The 17,205-nt window shown below is 41.9% G+C and carries 20 protein-coding genes; 6 read left to right on the forward strand and 14 right to left on the reverse strand.

Annotated elements, in window-relative coordinates:
- Positions 1-138 precede the first annotated feature (138 nt).
- The gene (locus tag LGT40_RS02115; protein WP_226074360.1) at positions 139-807 is read right to left on the reverse strand and encodes a transglutaminase-like cysteine peptidase; all 669 of its coding nucleotides are present in this window, start codon (positions 805-807) and stop codon (positions 139-141) included.
- 3 nt (positions 808-810) lie between these two features.
- Positions 811-2,712 carry a bifunctional diguanylate cyclase/phosphodiesterase gene (locus LGT40_RS02120; protein ID WP_226074362.1) on the reverse strand — a complete coding sequence of 634 codons (1,902 nt, stop codon included), beginning with the start codon at positions 2,710-2,712 and terminating at the stop codon, positions 811-813.
- 216 nt (positions 2,713-2,928) lie between these two features.
- Here LGT40_RS02120 and LGT40_RS02125 point away from each other — a divergent pair, with 216 nt between their 5' ends.
- Complete coding sequence (locus LGT40_RS02125; RefSeq protein ID WP_226074364.1) at positions 2,929-3,843, forward strand: AEC family transporter; 915 nt, start codon at positions 2,929-2,931, stop codon at positions 3,841-3,843.
- Here LGT40_RS02125 and LGT40_RS02130 read toward each other — a convergent pair.
- Complete coding sequence (locus LGT40_RS02130) at positions 3,828-4,574, reverse strand: competence/damage-inducible protein A (RefSeq protein WP_226074366.1); 747 nt, start codon at positions 4,572-4,574, stop codon at positions 3,828-3,830. The genes LGT40_RS02125 and LGT40_RS02130 overlap by 16 nt on opposite strands.
- Before the next feature lie 3 nt (positions 4,575-4,577).
- Positions 4,578-4,973, reverse strand: a complete 396-nt coding sequence (locus LGT40_RS02135) for a group II truncated hemoglobin (protein WP_226074374.1) — start codon at positions 4,971-4,973, stop codon at positions 4,578-4,580.
- Positions 4,974-5,102: 129 nt separating this feature from the next.
- On the opposite strand from LGT40_RS02135, the gene fae reads away from it, so the two are divergent.
- From fae to yoaA, 3 genes are all read left to right on the forward strand, one after another.
- Positions 5,103-5,654: a formaldehyde-activating enzyme gene (gene fae, locus LGT40_RS02140; RefSeq protein ID WP_226074375.1), complete on the forward strand. Its 552-nt coding sequence runs from the start codon at positions 5,103-5,105 to the stop codon at positions 5,652-5,654.
- Between the two features lie 161 nt (positions 5,655-5,815).
- Positions 5,816-6,316, forward strand: a complete 501-nt coding sequence (locus tag LGT40_RS02145) for a hypothetical protein (protein ID WP_226074377.1) — start codon at positions 5,816-5,818, stop codon at positions 6,314-6,316.
- A gap of 39 nt (positions 6,317-6,355) precedes the next feature.
- A complete protein-coding gene (gene yoaA, locus LGT40_RS02150) occupies positions 6,356-8,278 on the forward strand; it encodes a DNA repair helicase YoaA (protein ID WP_226074379.1) in 1,923 nt (640 codons plus the stop codon).
- A 32-nt stretch (positions 8,279-8,310) separates the two neighbouring features.
- On the opposite strand, the gene LGT40_RS02155 is transcribed toward yoaA, so the two are convergent.
- The 5 genes from LGT40_RS02155 to ccoN all read right to left on the reverse strand — a co-directional run bounded on the left by LGT40_RS02155 (position 8,311) and on the right by ccoN (position 12,385).
- Complete coding sequence (locus tag LGT40_RS02155; RefSeq protein WP_247363651.1) at positions 8,311-8,682, reverse strand: DUF2237 family protein; 372 nt, start codon at positions 8,680-8,682, stop codon at positions 8,311-8,313.
- A 14-nt stretch (positions 8,683-8,696) separates the two neighbouring features.
- The gene (locus LGT40_RS02160; RefSeq protein WP_226074395.1) at positions 8,697-9,083 is read right to left on the reverse strand and encodes a 4a-hydroxytetrahydrobiopterin dehydratase; all 387 of its coding nucleotides are present in this window, start codon (positions 9,081-9,083) and stop codon (positions 8,697-8,699) included.
- A gap of 824 nt (positions 9,084-9,907) precedes the next feature.
- Positions 9,908-10,447 carry a DUF488 domain-containing protein gene (locus LGT40_RS02165; protein WP_226074397.1) on the reverse strand — a complete coding sequence of 180 codons (540 nt, stop codon included), beginning with the start codon at positions 10,445-10,447 and terminating at the stop codon, positions 9,908-9,910.
- A complete protein-coding gene (locus LGT40_RS02170; protein ID WP_226074404.1) occupies positions 10,447-10,674 on the reverse strand; it encodes a hypervirulence associated TUDOR domain-containing protein in 228 nt (75 codons plus the stop codon). The genes LGT40_RS02165 and LGT40_RS02170 overlap by 1 nt, the downstream gene beginning before the upstream one ends.
- A gap of 283 nt (positions 10,675-10,957) precedes the next feature.
- Positions 10,958-12,385: a cytochrome-c oxidase, cbb3-type subunit I gene (ccoN, locus tag LGT40_RS02175; protein ID WP_226074406.1), complete on the reverse strand. Its 1,428-nt coding sequence runs from the start codon at positions 12,383-12,385 to the stop codon at positions 10,958-10,960.
- A 102-nt stretch (positions 12,386-12,487) separates the two neighbouring features.
- Here ccoN and LGT40_RS02180 point away from each other — a divergent pair, with 102 nt between their 5' ends.
- The gene (locus LGT40_RS02180; RefSeq protein ID WP_226074408.1) at positions 12,488-13,330 is read left to right on the forward strand and encodes a LysR family transcriptional regulator; all 843 of its coding nucleotides are present in this window, start codon (positions 12,488-12,490) and stop codon (positions 13,328-13,330) included.
- Positions 13,331-13,447: 117 nt separating this feature from the next.
- The gene (locus LGT40_RS02185; RefSeq protein ID WP_226074410.1) at positions 13,448-13,798 is read left to right on the forward strand and encodes a DUF3147 family protein; all 351 of its coding nucleotides are present in this window, start codon (positions 13,448-13,450) and stop codon (positions 13,796-13,798) included.
- A 139-nt stretch (positions 13,799-13,937) separates the two neighbouring features.
- On the opposite strand, the gene LGT40_RS02190 is transcribed toward LGT40_RS02185, so the two are convergent.
- The 5 genes from LGT40_RS02190 to LGT40_RS02210 form a co-directional block, all read right to left on the reverse strand.
- Positions 13,938-14,378, reverse strand: coding sequence for a host attachment protein (locus tag LGT40_RS02190; RefSeq protein WP_226074412.1), 441 nt, complete (start codon positions 14,376-14,378; stop codon positions 13,938-13,940).
- 15 nt (positions 14,379-14,393) lie between these two features.
- Entirely contained in the window at positions 14,394-14,714 is a 321-nt protein-coding gene (locus tag LGT40_RS02195) for a chaperone modulator CbpM (protein ID WP_319000257.1), read from the reverse strand.
- Positions 14,715-14,722: 8 nt separating this feature from the next.
- Positions 14,723-15,154, reverse strand: a complete 432-nt coding sequence (locus LGT40_RS02200; RefSeq protein ID WP_226074414.1) for an Hsp20/alpha crystallin family protein — start codon at positions 15,152-15,154, stop codon at positions 14,723-14,725.
- 17 nt (positions 15,155-15,171) lie between these two features.
- Positions 15,172-15,384 carry a DUF2934 domain-containing protein gene (locus LGT40_RS02205; protein ID WP_226074416.1) on the reverse strand — a complete coding sequence of 71 codons (213 nt, stop codon included), beginning with the start codon at positions 15,382-15,384 and terminating at the stop codon, positions 15,172-15,174.
- A 272-nt stretch (positions 15,385-15,656) separates the two neighbouring features.
- A complete protein-coding gene (locus LGT40_RS02210; protein WP_226074418.1) occupies positions 15,657-16,706 on the reverse strand; it encodes a sigma-54 interaction domain-containing protein in 1,050 nt (349 codons plus the stop codon).
- Positions 16,707-17,205: the final 499 nt, after the last annotated feature.

Genomic DNA, 17,205 nt, shown 5'->3' on the forward strand with positions numbered 1-17,205 from the left:
ATTGATTTAACGACTTTTCTAAGAGGACAGGAAACGGCCGATCAACACCGCCACCATTTATTACAACTTGAAATTGAGATTCAGCAACAGATTGCCAACATTAATCAGATTGCCGGTCGAACTCTTTAATTCTGAGATTTAGTTCGCCGTGGTCTCATCGCGCATTCTTGCGGCCAGATCTTCCCACAGCGATAAGCGAGATGCATCGCCAACCCGTTGACCCTCACCGCGTGATTTGGCCAACCACAAACCGGTACCGTTAAAGCTATAGACGGGGATTAAATCCTGACGCCGATTAGCAGGCTTAATCTCATTAATCAAATTATCCAGTACCAACGGAATCGCCCGTTTATTTTCAAAATAGGTTAAAACCATATGCGCCTGATCCAGATTGATAGCTTTGACATAAGTGATACGTAATTTATCTTCATTCACCCCAAGTTGTTTCAGGGTGAAATATTTGGCGATGGAATAATCTTCACAGTCGCCCGCGCCGATAGAGAGCATTTCTATCGGCGTAGCCCAGTAGTCATCTTTATTCCACAGCAGAATATCATCAACAAACATGACATTATTGTTGAAGAAGTCATTCACCAGAGCCAGCTTTTCTACTTCCGAAAGCGCCTGACTTTCCTGCATCAATTGCTGCCAGGACTCCACTCGTTGCCTGGCATCACTATCGTATTCTTTTTCAATTCGCTGCAGTAAGGCCTCTGAAATCAGCAGTTCTGCCAGTAAGGGAACCGAAAATGCCAGCCACCATGCCAGCATGGTTACCAGTACAACAGGCTTTAGCCGCAGTAACATTGATTAACGACTGATCCCGAATAAACCGGCCTGTTGCAACCAAAGGAAGTCTCCTTCGTCTTTTACACTCTCTGCCAGGACTTTCACTTCCAATAACCGGGCGATTTCCTGAATGATATCGAGTAAGTCGGGTTTATTGGTATTACTACGAATATCAGTGGTCAGATCGCGTGCCAGGCGAATGTAATCAATATGCAGATCTTTAAGCAGATTTACCGGGATCACATCACTGCTATAACGTTTCAGCAGGCTATGGGCACCGAGTTGTCTGACAAAGAGACTGAAGTTGCTAAAGGTATCCAAATCCTTGGCAGCCGCGTAGGCCGTGACACTAAAGGCCAGAAGGGAGGGGGAAATGCCTGACTGTATAATTTCCCGGCCCAACCACTGACGAAACTCTGCTGAAGCAATTGATGCCAGTGACAAGTTGATGGTAACCGGAGCCGGAGCGGTTTCTTCGTCCATTAACCTGAACACTTTTTGCACAATATGCTTATCCAGAGTTTCGACTAGATCGAAAGCTTCAGCCATCGAGAAGAAAGTACCGATTGGCAGTAATTGACCCGTCGCATCACGAACCTCGGTAAAGGCTTCACGCATGACTAATTGCGGTTTTGCCGGATCGTTGTAGTGATAAGCCTGGTTGGTAAATGTAATAACAGCCGAATCTTCCTTGATAACTTGCTCGATAGTCGCTTTCCAGCTCATTTCGGTCATAGAGCTTAAGGTGTTTTCCTTGATATAAAACGCATTCGCTTCAATCAATCGTGCCTGTTCATAGGCTTCAATCAAGGCAGGCATCAACCGTTCAAATTCACTACTGCGTTCAAACGAAACAATACCCATGTGCAGCAAATCGTTGTGCTCATATTGCTGACCAAGCTCGTTTGCCAAGCGCTGAATTTGCTCAGCGATGGAAGTAATATCTTGCATATTGGTATCGGTTGTCAGCACGGCAAACTCAGATCCGTACCAGCGATAACTGCGTGCACTGTTAAAAGGTAATTGTTTTAACTGGCTGGCAAAGGCTTTTAATAATTCATCGACCGCCTGCTTGCCATGATTTTTTACCACAGTACTTAAATCATCAAACTTGATATAAATAACATGACCAAACTCACCAATGGACAGCGACTGTTTGATATCGACATTAAATGTTTGTTGATTTAACAAATTTGTCAGTGGATCACGATTTAGATTGTCATTGAGTTTATCGAGACGAGCATTGAGATGATGAACGGTTTTACCAATTTTGGTCGACATGCTGTTCATTGAACTAGCCACAGACCGAACCTCTTTGGTCCAGGGTAAATTTTCAATCACAGTAAACTTACCGGCTGAAATATCATCGGCTTGTTCGGTGATGGCCTTTAAGGGACGCAAAGTCATTCTCAGCACGATCAGCAGCAATAAAATGGCGCCGAGTAAAATGAGTAATGAAAACTTAAGAGTAGCTTTAAATTGTTCGTATAACTTGAGATAACCATAGCCAGGATTACTGGTGACTTCGAGTGTGCCGGCAATATTCCAACCTGTGCTGATTTCACTGACGGCTGTAGCTGTTTCAATAGGGAAAAACTGAATTAGCCAACTTGGTACACCGCGGACTTCATCCGGATTGGTCAGCCGAATTAACTCATTATTATCCACATCCAGTAAACGCATCTCTTTGTAATAACCGGTATCAAAGATAGCGTTCATCATGGTTCGCAAAATCGGATCAGTTTCATCAGCCATATGTGGACTGAGGGATAAGCCGAGAGAGGTTGCTGTGTCTTGTACATGCACTTCTGATTCGCCTTGAAGATAACTACGAATATTGTCCATGCTCATGACAAAATTTACTGAGAACACAATCAGAAAAATCAGCGTTAGCAAGATAAGTAATTGTTTTGATAAAGACATAAGAAGCAACCTCAATATGAAAGGTATCATCAGGCTGGAGTCAGCATGAGCCAGCTGTTATACAGCTTCATCCAGTAACCGCGCTAACATTACCTGTGCAACTGCCGGCAGGCAAGCTAAATCCAGTGTTATTGGGCAAAAACAATAGACTTTTAGCTTTTGTTTTCACTGAACGATTGTTACGATCCTGATTACTTCTTTCAAGGCAGTCTTCCGATGTTTATGGTTTTGGCGCAAATGGCCGTATTAATTGCCTGTGGCGCGTTATGGCAAGCCATGGCGCCAAGACATATTCCAGCGATAGCACATCGCCGGGCACTGACCGATCTGGTGTTTTATATTCTATTGCCGGCCATGGTGATTGATGTGATATGGCAGACACCACTTGATATGAACTCGATGAAGATCTCGTTATTAGCGATGACGGGGTTGGCAACAGCGGCTTTATCTATCTGGTTGGTATTAAAAGTGGTGCCTGTAACCAATGCGCAAAAGGGCGCATTGCTATTGGCGGCAACTTTTCCCAACGTGACTTATCTTGGATTGCCGGTATTGGACCAGGTGCTGGGGAGTTGGTCCAACGCAATTATTCTGCAATATGATTTGTTTGCCTGTACGCCAATACTGATGACAGTGGGCATGTTAATAGCTGGATATTATGGCAGTCATGATCAATCGAACCACCCATTAAAAAGCCTGGTGAAAATTCCGCCGTTATGGGCGGTAACCATCGCTGTGCTATTAAATCTGCTGGATATAGAGCGTCCCGAGGTGATTCATTCCGCCTTGCAAACTCTTTCCGGCGGTGTAGTGCCGCTTATGCTGATAGCATTAGGCATGAGTATTCGCTGGCAGAGTCTACGTTTAAATTTGCTGCCACTCTTGTTACCTGTTGCCGCCATTACTTTGTTTATTGCGCCGGCCGGTGTCTGGTTAATCACTCAGGTTCTCAGTTTGCCAACCGAAATCATGACCACCGTGATTCTCTCGGCTGCCATGCCGACAATGGTGTTTGGTATTGTGATTTGCGAACGTTATGGTTTGGATACATCGCTTTATGCAGCAGCCGTTACACTCACCACAGTATTATGTATGCTCAGTCTACCGCTGTGGTTTTATTGGATTAACTGATCCGACCAGATAAAGCCCGCTTGATCTACAGATTGTTTAATTAATTGCATGGCTTGTTCAACCTGATCGGCTTCACCACGCAGACTGAATTCGATATGAGGTGGATCACCGAGATGCGGCAGACTGGACAACTTTAACAGTGGATAGTCATGAACAATTTGATTCATGACCGGTAAGAGATCTGACTCACGCCCACGCTGGACAAAAATAATCTGTTCAGCGGCAGGTCGCTGGTTTTTTAAATGCGCATAAAGATTATCTAACACCCATTCCACCATTGGCCAGGCCATTTCCGGAAAACCTGGCGTGAAGTGATGATTTGCATAAGAAAAACCAGGTATTCGATTGATTGTATTAGGTATAATCCGCGAGCCTTCTGGCAGGTATCCCATCAAAATACGATTTGGATAGGCGTCTTCGCCAAACCGTGCTTCAATTTCTGCAATAGCTTCAGGGTGGGGAATTAAGGGCACATTGGCAATTTTGGCAACAGTCTGGCGAGTTCTGTCATCAGGGGTTGCACCAATTCCACCAAAGCTGAACACCAGATCCTCACTGCTCATGCTGTAACGCAGAGCGCGTTCCAGTTGCAGCGGATCATCACCTACAATCAGAGTCCAGCTTAATTCAAGACCTCGTTTCGCCAGCATGATTTGTAATTGATTGAAATGCTTGTCCTGGCGTTTACCGCTAAGAATTTCATCACCAATAATTACTGCGCCGATATGCATTGTTTACTCCGTTTCTTGTCGATTACGCATAAAATCTGCAGTCTGGGCGAATGAACTCATCAGTTGTTCGGCAAACAAAGGATCCAGATCTAAAGTTTTGAGCGCCTGAGCCATGCAGTACAACCATTGATCCCTTTCTTCAATACCGATTGAAAAAGGAAGATGTCGGGCTCTCAAACGCGGATGGCCAAACTTCTCAATGTACAAAGAGGGGCCTCCCAGCCATCCACTCAAAAACATAAAAAGTTTATCTTCACTGATTTGAATGTTTTGGGGGTGCAGACCACGAATTACCTGGGTTTGCGGCGTTTCGCACATGATTTGGTAAAAAGTATGACAAAGTTTTCGAACGGCTGGTTCGCCGCCTATACGTTCATAAGGTGTTGCAATATCGGCCATGCTAAATCCAAGCTTAAATTCATTCAGTTTACTCCGCATCGAGATACTCATAAAGGCTTATAAGGTTGCGACATGAGGTTCAGACCGGGATAATGAATTGTTTATCACTAATCAAAGGAGCAATAGCTTATGAGTGAAAGAATTGTGATGCGAACAGGTGAAGCACTGATTGCTGATGGCCCACCATTGACTGCCGCCGAACCAGAAGTGGTTATTGGCGAACTGGATGGACCAGTAGGAACTGCATTTGCGAATTTAATGGGTGATCAGGTCAAAGGTCACTCCCGTGTACTGGCTCTGATGAATACTGATGTTCAGGTTCGTCCTGCAACAATTATGGTCAGTAAAGTAACCGTTAAAAATACTGCCTATACCAACATTCTGATGGGTACTGTTCAAGGTGCGATTGCTAACGGCGTATTGGATGCCGTGCGTAACGGCACTATCCCTAAAGAAAAAGCCAATGATTTGGGCATTATTGTCTCCGTCTGGTTAAATCCTGGTATCACTACAGTAGAAAATCTGGATCATGAAGCATTATTCGATGTTCATCGCCGTGCCACGACACGCGCAATCGAGAAAGCAATGAACCATGAGCCAAGCATTGATTATCTTCTGGAAAATCAGGATAAGCTGGTCCACAAGTATTACCAGAAAGAACTGGATGCAAAAAAATCTTAAGTGAATTTTTTGCATAGGTTGTGGTCATAGAGAGGGGTCAACAGACTCTATTGATTATTCACAGCCTCGACAAAATTTACGGTTTGTCTGCGAAAGCAGGCAGACCGTTTTTTTTGCCATGTATAATGCTCTAATGTGAATAACGGCGGTCAGAGAGACAAATGGATTTATACTCCATCGATACATTAATGCATGAAACCCGACAGTTGGCCGCACGCTATCGTCAGGCGACCGGTAGCACCTTACCCGTCACCGGTGAAATTGCCCGATTTGATGCCGCAAAATCATTAGATTTACAGTTACTGGATAATTTAAATTCCAGTTATGACGCGATAGGCAAAAGTGGTGCATTAGCCGATCAAAAACTGGTGATTAAAGGTCGTGCCATCTTTGATACCAGTAAATCTACCCCGCGAATTGGCCAATTGAATCCTGCTCAAGAATGGGATGGTGTATTACTGGTGTTGTTTGATGATGAATATCAACCGGTAGAAATATTTTATGCGTCCAAAGAAATTATCCAGGAAGCACTGAATGATCGCGAAAGTAATCGTAAAAAACGCGGTGCCATGTCTATTGCTCAGTTTAAAATTATCGGTGAACGGATCTGGACTGCTGAAAATGGAGCGGAACCTGAAATTTGGGATAATCAGACGACGTGATTTGTTTCAACACGCGAGGTAAGTTTTTTGGAAGTTGTTATGCAGGATGATTTACAACAGATCTTTGCCGAAGGCGGCATACTTGCCCGGCAAATCAAAGGTTATCATCCCCGCCAGGCACAGCAGGAAATGGCCCAGCGTATTGCCGACACACTCGCTTCTGCAACGGTCTTAGTCGCTGAAGCAGGTACTGGGACCGGTAAAACCTTTGCCTATCTCGCCCCAGCCATTCTATCCGGACAAAAAGTCTTTATTTCCACCGGTACTAAAAATCTCCAGGATCAATTATTCAGACGCGATTTACCTACCTTGCGTAAAGCATTAGCCGTGCCTTTTCAGGCGGCCATACTTAAAGGCCGAAGCAATTATCTGTGTCATCATCGACTGACATTGGCAGAACAAGATCCTTTGCTGCTCTCACAAAGTGATGCTTTGCGTTCATTGCGTGACTGGTCTCAAAGCTCTAAAAATGGTGATTTAAGCGAGTCCGATTTACTAGATAATCAATCCAATCTATGGCCAAGAGTTACTTCAACGGTCGATAATTGTCTGGGACAACAATGCCCTGAATATCAACAGTGCTTTATTGTTGAAGCCCGCCGTCGGGCTCAGGAAGCCGATATTGTTGTTATCAATCATCACTTGTTAATGTCTGATTTTGCGTTAAAAACTGCTGGACAAGGTGAGGTTTTGCCTACGGCTGACGCGTTTATTATTGATGAAGCACATCAGTTACCCGCGATTGCCGGGCAGTTTTTGGGAAACCGTATCAGTAGTAATCAAATTGTTGAATTATGCCGCGATACGGTTCAGGAAATGCAGGAGCATGCAGCCGACAGCAAAACTCTGGCATTACACGCCGAAAAGTTACAATCCAGGCTGCAATCATTACGGCTGCATATCGGCAATACCGAACAACGCACTCCCTGGTTAACACAGTTATTCAATGATGAAATAAAAAACCATTTCAATGAGTTAGTCGATTATCTTGAAGTGTTTGAAGCCGAACTGGAACCCCTCGCGGTAAGAAGTCCAGGATTATCACAATGTCATATTAGAGCCAGCGAATTACTCAATATTATTCAATTATTCTCAGAGCAAAATGACGATAATCTGGTGCTTTGGCTGGATAATCGGCCAACTGGATTTGTGTTACACGCCACACCTTTTGAAATCAGCCAGCATTTTCAGCAATGGCTGGAAGAAAAACCGGCAGCCTGGGTGTTTACCTCTGCAACATTGACCGTAGCGGGAAAATTTAATCACTTTTGCCAGCATCTGGGAATTGAAAATGCTGAATATGCCAGCTGGGAAAGTCCATTCGATTATGCAAAACAAAGTCTTTTGTATTTACCTAATATTCCGGTTGAACCCGCTGATCGTCGATATAACCAGTATGTTGCTGATATTGCGAAAGAAGTCATCTTGCACAGTGAAGGGCGTATCTTTTTATTGTTCACCAGTTACCGAGCTATGCATGAAGTTGCTGAGTTACTGGCGGATTTGGATTATCCCTTAATGGTGCAGGGGAGTGGAGCAAAAGCGACATTATTAGAAGAGTTTCGTCAGCATGGTAATGCCGTACTGCTCGGCACTAATAGCTTTTGGGAAGGCGTTGATGTGCGAGGAGAAGCCTTATCGTGTGTGTTAATCGATAAAATCCCATTTGCATCGCCGGGTGATCCAGTACTGGAAGCACGAATAAATAATTTGAGGGAGCGGGGCGGTAATCCATTTCGCAGCATACAAATTCCGTCAGCAGTGATCCAGCTTAAGCAGGGGATTGGACGATTAATTCGCGATGAGCAGGATCATGGCGTATTGGTCCTGTGCGATCCAAGGCTACTAAACAAACCCTACGGCAAAGTATTTATGCGTAGTTTGCCCGCCATGCCCATCACACAGGACATCCATCAGGTTGAAGACTTTTTTACTCAACGGCAAGTCAAGACAACCATTTAGTCTTTATGAATCAATAACTAAATAGCAATATTTCACATTAAATCTAAAGCAAATTTCTTTAATAAATCTAATGGGATAATCTCTAATGCAAGTTGATGAGTACTCGCCAGAAACACCTTGGGTGCCATTTCATGCTGCTGTGCTTCAATCCAACGTTGGGCACACATGCACCATCTGTCGCCCGGTTTTAATCCCGGAAAATTAAATTCCGGTACGGGTGTACTCAGGTCATTGCCACGAAAACGTGAAAACTCCAAAAAAGCTTCAGTCACTTCAACACATATCGTATGCGAACCTAAGTCCTGATCGCTGGTATTACAACATCCGTCACGGTAAAACCCTGTCAATGGATCACCGCTGCAAGTTTGTAATGGTTCACCTAATACATTCAAAGAAGGGCTGATATCCAGTTCCATAATCAATCGTACTTAATATATTTAAAACGGGGATCATCGGGTGTACCGACTAAAGCACCACCTTCGATCAATCCAGGTTGCCACATAATGACTTCTTCGATTTTACTTGCCAATTCAAAATCTTTATCAGAAATTCCTTTGGCAGCGTGATTAGTCAATTTGACAATAACAAAGGCGTAAGAAACGGTTAGATCCGGGTGGTGGAAAGCAGCCTCAGCCAAATGGCCCACTGTATTAACCACCATCAGAGTAGATTTCCAGCCACTGGTTTTATATTTTCGGCGGATCCAGCCATTTTCCAAGTACCAATTAGGTAACTCTGCCTTGAGTCGTTGTTCAACTTCCGCATCGGTGTAGGTTTTCTCGTTTTCAGTTTCTCTCCAGCTCATAGTGGTTCCTCTTTTTTATAAATTATTTATGAACAACTGCCAGTGTAAAGCAATATCAGGTTTCACACTTACTACAGATTGTTTTGCAATATGAATAGCTTCTTACACATCAAAATGAGCACCTTTTGATTTCAGTTGTTTAATTCCATCATCTGAAATTTGATCATAATTTGAACTTGCAGATAAGCATAGTGGGCAGCCAGTTTTTTTCTTCCGGCGATGCTTCAGCAGTATTTATTAATACCATTCACAATTTGCTCAATTGAGTTCGCATCTAAAAACAGGGGTCATGATTTCCTCCAGATTAAAATGCTGTCATTTCATCCTGCGCCTAAAAAAGCTCTGATGCTTTTACATAGGTTAGGAAGAACACGGAAACTTCAATATTTGCGAATACTCATCAAAGTGAGTGGATATATCGAAAGTAGTTGCTAAGTACTTACATACAACATAACCATCGTTAAACAACAAGCAATTTAACATAATATACATTATACGAACTTAATAAGAGAGGTTAAATCTCAACAAGCTCGGTCGATAATCCATGAGGCCTTCGCTTCAGATAATATGTGTTATGACAAAAAAAGATGTTTTTTAAGATGGTTCAGAATTTAAAATCTGAGCGTTTTTACCATACAAACCCCACGAGAATTTAAATTCTGAATAATCAATGAATGCCTTACACCCATTCACATGAACAATCAATTAATCATCTTGGACGCTGCGGCCTCGTCAAGCACGCCCTTTAAACCTTTTTAGTTAGATAATTGATCCAGCCCGGCTCATCACTTTTATTGCTCACTACGTTTAAACTTAGCCAGGCATTAATATTTACTATCTCCAGCTGGATAAGTAATAAAGATATCTTTTACCACGGCATTTTTAGTTAATTTCGCCGGTTTGATTTGGTCAGCATTCATTAAATGAAAGACCTGTTCACCATGGGCAAGCAAATAATCTGCAACGATGCGACGATGACAACGCCACCAGACCGCTTCTGAACACATCAAGACACAGCATTGTTTTTGACCTAGTTTGAGCAACATATCCAACCCGGTCTGAAAATCTGTGGTAAGTGCGTAGTCAGCATAGTTTTGGAAACTCTGATTTTGCCAAAAAGCATTTGTGTCGTCGGAAATGGATTTGATTTTGTTGCGTCGCCCGCCTAGCTCGGTTAGATGAAGATAATCGATCTGGTAATGCTTTAACGTGGCAGGTAGCGTGTCTTCATTAAATTGAGGATTTGTCCGTGAACGTGGAAACGAACGGATATCCACTACCAGCGTTACATTGGCTGCGTGGAGTAATTGGATAAATTCTTCTATGCTACGAGTTGAGTGGCCTATAGTGTAAAACGGTAACACTAGGAATCCGGTTTTTCCGCTGTTTTTGTCAGGACTGCTGCCTTATGCGCCGCAATATGATCGGTTTTGTCACTTTTTATTTCATATTGGGGATCATCGCTGGATGCCCGACGGGTATGGCCTTTGTAATCAAAATCTTGTGTGTGAATTTTGGTGATGGTGCCCCCGACCCTTCCCGCTTCGGAATTCCAGGTGACATGATCTCCGACGTTAAATTTATGAGACATATTGCATGGTCCAGAATAGTTAATACTCCTGATAATGCCCATCTATAGAAAGATGGAATAACCGGAATTTGATTTTGAATTATGAGGCTTTTCATCATCCAGCAAGTCTTCCAGGGGGATGTTTGCATGAGACTCGTAGATCTTTTTATTATCTGGATGAAAGACCCATTTAGCTATTACCAACATGCAACATAAACCAATAAAGGACGTTACAACGACCAGCCAATGTGACGTCAAAAAGGCAACTATAACTTTTGCAAACAACCACAAAATTTCCATTGGATTACCCCGGCTGCAATGTCGCTTTTGTCTCTGCTGGTTTTTTATTAGCCAAATAGATTGTTGTCAGTACATTAAATAACATTACCAACGCCCCGCAAAAGAATATAAATCCCCCCATGGCTCGCATAATGTAATAAGGGTGCATCTGTGCTACGGACTCAACAAAGGTATATGACAAATTTCCATACTCGTCATAGGCACGCCACATTAAACCTTGCATGATTCCAGCAACCCACATAGAGGTGATATAAATTGCCGTTCCGATAGTTGCCAACCAAAAATGAACATTCACCAACCTGACAGAGAACATGGTGGTATTCCACATTCGTTCCACCATATGATAAAGCGCGCCAATGGAAACCATTGCCACCCATCCTAATGCACCTGAGTGCACATGCCCAATCGTCCAATCCGTGTAATGCGATAAGGCATTGACTGTTTTGGAAGCCATCACCGGCCCTTCAAAAGTAGACATAGCGTAAAAAGCGAGGGACACAATTAAAAAACGCAGAATATAGTCTGTCCGCAGTTTGTCCCATGCCCCACTGAGGGTAAACATACCATTTAACGCCCCGCCCCATGATGGAATGATCATCGCCAATGAAATAGCGGCACCTAGAGAACCCGTCCAGTCTGGTAAAGCGGTGTATTGGAGATGATGAGCACCAAGCCAGACATAACCAAAAATCAATGCCCAAAAGTGAATGACCGATAATCGATACGAATAGATTGGTCGCTCAGCTTGTTTGGGTACAAAGTAATACATGATTCCCAAAAAGCCAGCCGTCAGATAAAAGCCAATGGCATTGTGGCCCCACCACCACTGAACCATCGCATCCTGAACCCCGGCAAAGATGGAATAGGACTTCCACATGCTTACCGGTATCGACAGGCTGTTAATCACATGCAAATAGGTAAACATGATCATCATGGCCAGAAAAAACCAGTTGGCAACATAGATGTGGCTGGTTTTTCGATGACTCAAAGTAAGGATGAAATTAATTGTATAGGTGATCCAGACGACGGCCAGCAAAATATCAAGCGGCCACTCCAACTCGGCGTACTCCTTACCTTGTGTAATGCCCAATGGCAAAGTGATCATGGCGCCGATGACATATAAATTCCACCCCCAGAAAGTGAACCACGCCAAGGCATCGCTCCAGAGTCGCACACCACACGTTCGTTGGATCACATAATAGGCTGTCGCCATTAATACCGATCCACCAAAGCCATATACAACAATATTGGTGTGAACAGGGCGTAAGCGTCCAAAGGTAATATAGGGAATATCAAAGTTAAGGAATGGCCAGGCGAGCTCCGAGGCAATCCATACACCGACTGCCGTGCCCAGCACTAAATAAATACACGCACTGACACTGAAATACTTCACCACATCATAATTGTAATTTTGATGTTCTTTTACATTCATACAAATATCCAAGCTCTTCCATTACCCGTATTACGAGTAGTTTGGCCCCTCGTCATAGATATGTATAATGAATAATATCTTTATTTATTATCAAAATTATTGATGGATATTAATCAGGCACGCACTTTTCTGGAAATCATTCGTTTGGGCAGCTTCGGTGCTGCAGCAGAAACACTTAATGTGACTCAAACAACCGTTACTGCTCGTGTACATAATCTCGAAAATCAGCTTGGTTGCAGATTATTTATCAGGAATCGCTCCGGTGCTACTGCGACGCTTGATGGGGAAAAGTTTATTGAACGTGCGGTCGCGATGGTGCAGGCTTGGGAAGGTGCCAAACGAAATTTACCGTTACCGTCAGGTACCGAGACCATTTTCAATATTGCTGGCGAAATCAGTCTCTGGAGTCCATTAATGCTTCAATGGCTGAATAATCTCAGCCATGATATTTCCGAAACGGCGATTAATGCAGAAATTGGTGAACGAACCTCATTGCATCAAAAACTCAAGCAAGGTTTACTCGATGTCATTGTAGTGCATCAACCAGAATACGGCCCCGGAATTCAGGTTGAACAAGTTCTGGAAGAAAAACTGATCTTTGTCTCAGCTAAAAACCAAGCAGATCCTTATATATATGTAGATTGGGGAGAATATTTTCGAAAGCAGCATGATATCGCTCTGCCCCATCTGGCAAGGCCCAAGCTGACGATTAACCTTGGCCAGCTCGCGCTGCAGCATATTCTGGAAAATGGTGGTAGCGGTTATTTTCGAACGCGCGTTGTACAAAAATATTTACATTCAGGCGATTTGATTAAGGTTGATAATTATCCTGAATTCACATTTCCTGTTTATATGGTTCATAAAAATCAAACTAAAAATGCATTTTTTCAAAAAGTCCTCGATGCTTTATTTAAAGCAGGAGAAGTTTCTAAACCATGGTTATGAAACATGTAAATAATCAATGATTGAAAGGTTTGGGCTTCAGTTAAACTCAAAATTTAACTGGTCAGAATGCTTGTTGAGCTTGGCGGCATTTTAATTGTCAAATATGTGAGGAAGCATATGTGGTACTACATAACTAAAGTTGTCGTCAGCGCTTTTTTAATTGTCGCGATTTCAGAAATCGCCAAACGAAATTCATTGATAGGCGCCATTTTGGCCTCAGTACCACTGATCTCCATTATTGCAATAATTTGGGTTTATCTTGAAACGGGTGATATTGCCAAAATCAGCGTCTTGGCAGCCAATATTTTCTGGTTCGTCCTACCCTCTCTTGCCTTCTTTATCACACTCCCTATTTTACTGAAAATGGGCTTACATTTTTACTGGAGTCTTTCTCTTTCTGTCTGCGTAACCGTTATCTGCTACTACGCTATGTTACTTGCCCTGAAATTACTGGGGATTGAACTTTAAATCCATATCCCAGCTTTGAAAAACCGGCATCAATGGCATATTTAATAATATGTACAAATTAAATCATTTAATCATTTTTTAATACACCAATGAGCATTTATTCAAATTAAAGATATTTATCTTTCTCAATAGCTTTAGGTTATCGTCTTCCATAATAAACTTGTAAATGTTGATAAATTTCTTCAGAACTTAATTTAGTAAGATCATTGGGTTTTTCCAGAATGACAGTTTTTGTTAATTCTGGTGACATCAGTTTTCGTAATTCGCCAAGAAATTCCGCTGACGCGAGAATAACCAAGTGACCAAGATTATTCTTATGATAACGATCTCCAATATAGGAAATAACTTCTTTGGCAAATTTGTATCTCGCGTGATCTCTGATGGCTTCTTCATTTTCATAATTATGCGTACCGCGACTTAGAGACACGATTCGACCGGGAAGATCGGTAGATATCTCGTGCTCTAATTCACGACCATAAGCATTTGTTAATAACTTGATCTCATTCAATTTGGATCGGAATGAATCTGCAGAGAAAATCCGTGCTGTAGCTTCATCAGCTACGACTACTGTATTAGCCATAAATCCTCATTAATTTCAGTTTTGTAAATTGTTCAAGTTTTTCCGCAATAATTTAATTTCATCAAGCAGCTCAATTGCCAATGCTGCTCCAGCTATATTGACTTCAAGATCCCTGCACAATCTGATAGCAGTATTTACTCGCATAAGACTGCTTGATGAAAAATAAATTGGTTCTTCTTTATTGCTTGAAAATAGTGGCTCTATCACACCATATTCGATCATTTCACTCAGTGTCTCAGCGGGTAAGGCACATCGCAGACATATTTCGTCATACGTCACTTTCTTCACCTGCTCTCTGAAATTTTTGTGATGAGACTGATGCATGAGATTGAGCATTTAACCTTTTACTTTTCAACTTTAACTTCGATGCGTTTGGATTTTGTTGAGTCGTTTTTTGGTATGGTTAACTCAAGTACACCATCAGTAGTTTTGGCTTTGATTTTTTCCAGATCGGCTGCTTCGGGTAATGTGAAGCGTCTAAGGAAGCTGCCGCTGAATCGTTCAGTACGTTTATAGTTTTTACGATGTTCTTTTTTTTCTTCCTCACGAACACCTTTTATTGTGACGACACCATTTTCAACGCATACACTGATATCCTCGGCACGGACACCAGGTAAGTCTGCTTTTATAAGATATTGATTTGTTTCATCCACAATATCTACAGCCGGAGCCCATTGTTCGGTATCAAAATTAGCGATTGAATCATTTAAAAACAGGTTGCTGAGCTCACGCTGCAACTCACCAATGAGACTTAATGGTCTGTATTGAGTAGTCATGTTTATTCCCTTGTCAGTTAAATTTGGAGAGGTAAATTCTGTTTAGTTTGTTGGGTCAACTGTTGCTCAGCAGCCAGCCAGTTGTCTAAATCATGTGTAGTGTCAAAACCATTCTTTTCAGCAATGAAATATGCTGCTGTAGCAATCATGTCATGCTGAGGGATAGTTATATTTGAAGGCGCAGTTGTTATCGCTTCTACTTGGTTTGATTTTTTTTGAGCACGAGCCATAAGTTTTCCCTTCCGGTTATTAGTCGTCTTAACAACCTTTGCATAGCTCATGCCATATATATAACTAATTGATTATTAAGGAAATTAACTTTTAGATCTCGGCGAGAAATAATAAAAATGAGACGCAATCGATTGATGGGGAGATAGTTTGTGATGTAAAGCTACTGGTTTCGCCATTTTAGAGAATGTACAAAAGTAAACAGTGCATCTACAAAATGGAACATTATTTATATAGAGTCACTTCATCCGTGAACGCAAAGCAGAGCCGTGCTTTAAAAGTTTAATTCATGTTTTTTTATCAGTCGGTATAACATCGCTCTGGAGATACCCAAATATTTTGAAGTCTGGGTAATGTTTTTATCGCATTGGTAAAGTGTCGATTCAATGGCTTGTTTTTCTGCTATGTCTCTAGCCGATTTTAACGAGTGAGGCTTACTGACCATGGTGGAATGGGGAATACCCAAATTATCTGTGGTCAAGAGAGATGTATCACATAAAATAGCTGCTCTTTTTATACGGTTCATTAGTTCGCGAATATTGCCGGGCCAGTTATATTCTTTCATGTGATGGAGACATTCTAATGAAAAGCCATCAATTTTTTTATTGAATTCAATTGAATATCTATTCAGGAAATGATTGGCAAGAATTTGAATATCTTCAGTTCTTTCGCGTAGTGTAGGCATTTTGATTTCCAACACGTTCAACCGATAAAATAAATCAGCTCGAAATGTCCCTGTTTTTATGGCTTTTTCAAGGTCTACATTGGTTGCAGCAATAATCCGTGTATTGATTCTGATGTTATCAACACTGCCGACCCGTTGAATGCTCCCTTCTTGTAAAAATCGCAGTAAATTTGATTGTTGATCCAAGGGTAATTCACCGATTTCATCGAAAAATAAAGTGCCGTTTTGGGCCGCTTCAATAAATCCCTTTTTACGACACAAAGCTCCGGTAAAAGCCCCTTTTTCATAGCCGAATAATTCAGATTGAATTAATGATGGCGCAATACCGCCACAGTTCATCGCGACGAAAGGACCTGAAGTGCCGGATAATTTATGAAGCGATCTGGCAATTAGCTCTTTGCCCGTTCCCGTCTCACCAACAATTAAAACCGGACTGTTTACCACTGCGATTTTTCTTATGATTTGCTTTAGTTCTTTGACGAGCTTACTTTGACCAACTAAATCATCAAAAAGACCATTATCTGGAGAATCGGGTATTGGTGCTAAATGCTCTCTAAAATCCTGTTTCAGCTTATAGACATGAGCTGAATTAACGTTAATACCATTGCTAACAAAGTCATTAATGTAAATGGATTTCACCGTATTATCCTCCTGAAAAGGATGTGATCAGGGAGCTATGATGTTCATTTTTTTATGTTTGTAAAAGTTAAGGCAATCAACCGGAATAGTTATTTTCCATAGTATGCGCCACAACATTTTTATTATCTCTATATTGATAGATAAGGGAATTGATCCAGATCATGATTAATAAATATTCCCCAGACTTAACCATAATCTTTACTGAAGCTTGATTAAAATCTGATATTTAATGTTCTGTTAACCAAGCTGCTGTATCTTCAAGGTTCAATCATCTTTGCAGGATAAGATGCACTCTCTCCTGCTGCTTTAGTTACATACCACACTTATAAATGGGAACCATCACATGAAAACTATCGGTTATGCAGCTCACACTTCTGATTCTCCCTTAGCACCTATGTCTTTTGAGCGCCGTGCGTTACGCGCTAATGATATTGCAATGGAAATTCTCTATTGCGGTGTCTGCCATTCGGATCTGCATATGGCGAAAAATGACTGGGGC

The organism is Methylophaga pinxianii (assembly GCF_020447225.1).
Lineage (GTDB): Bacteria > Pseudomonadota > Gammaproteobacteria > Nitrosococcales > Methylophagaceae > Methylophaga > Methylophaga pinxianii.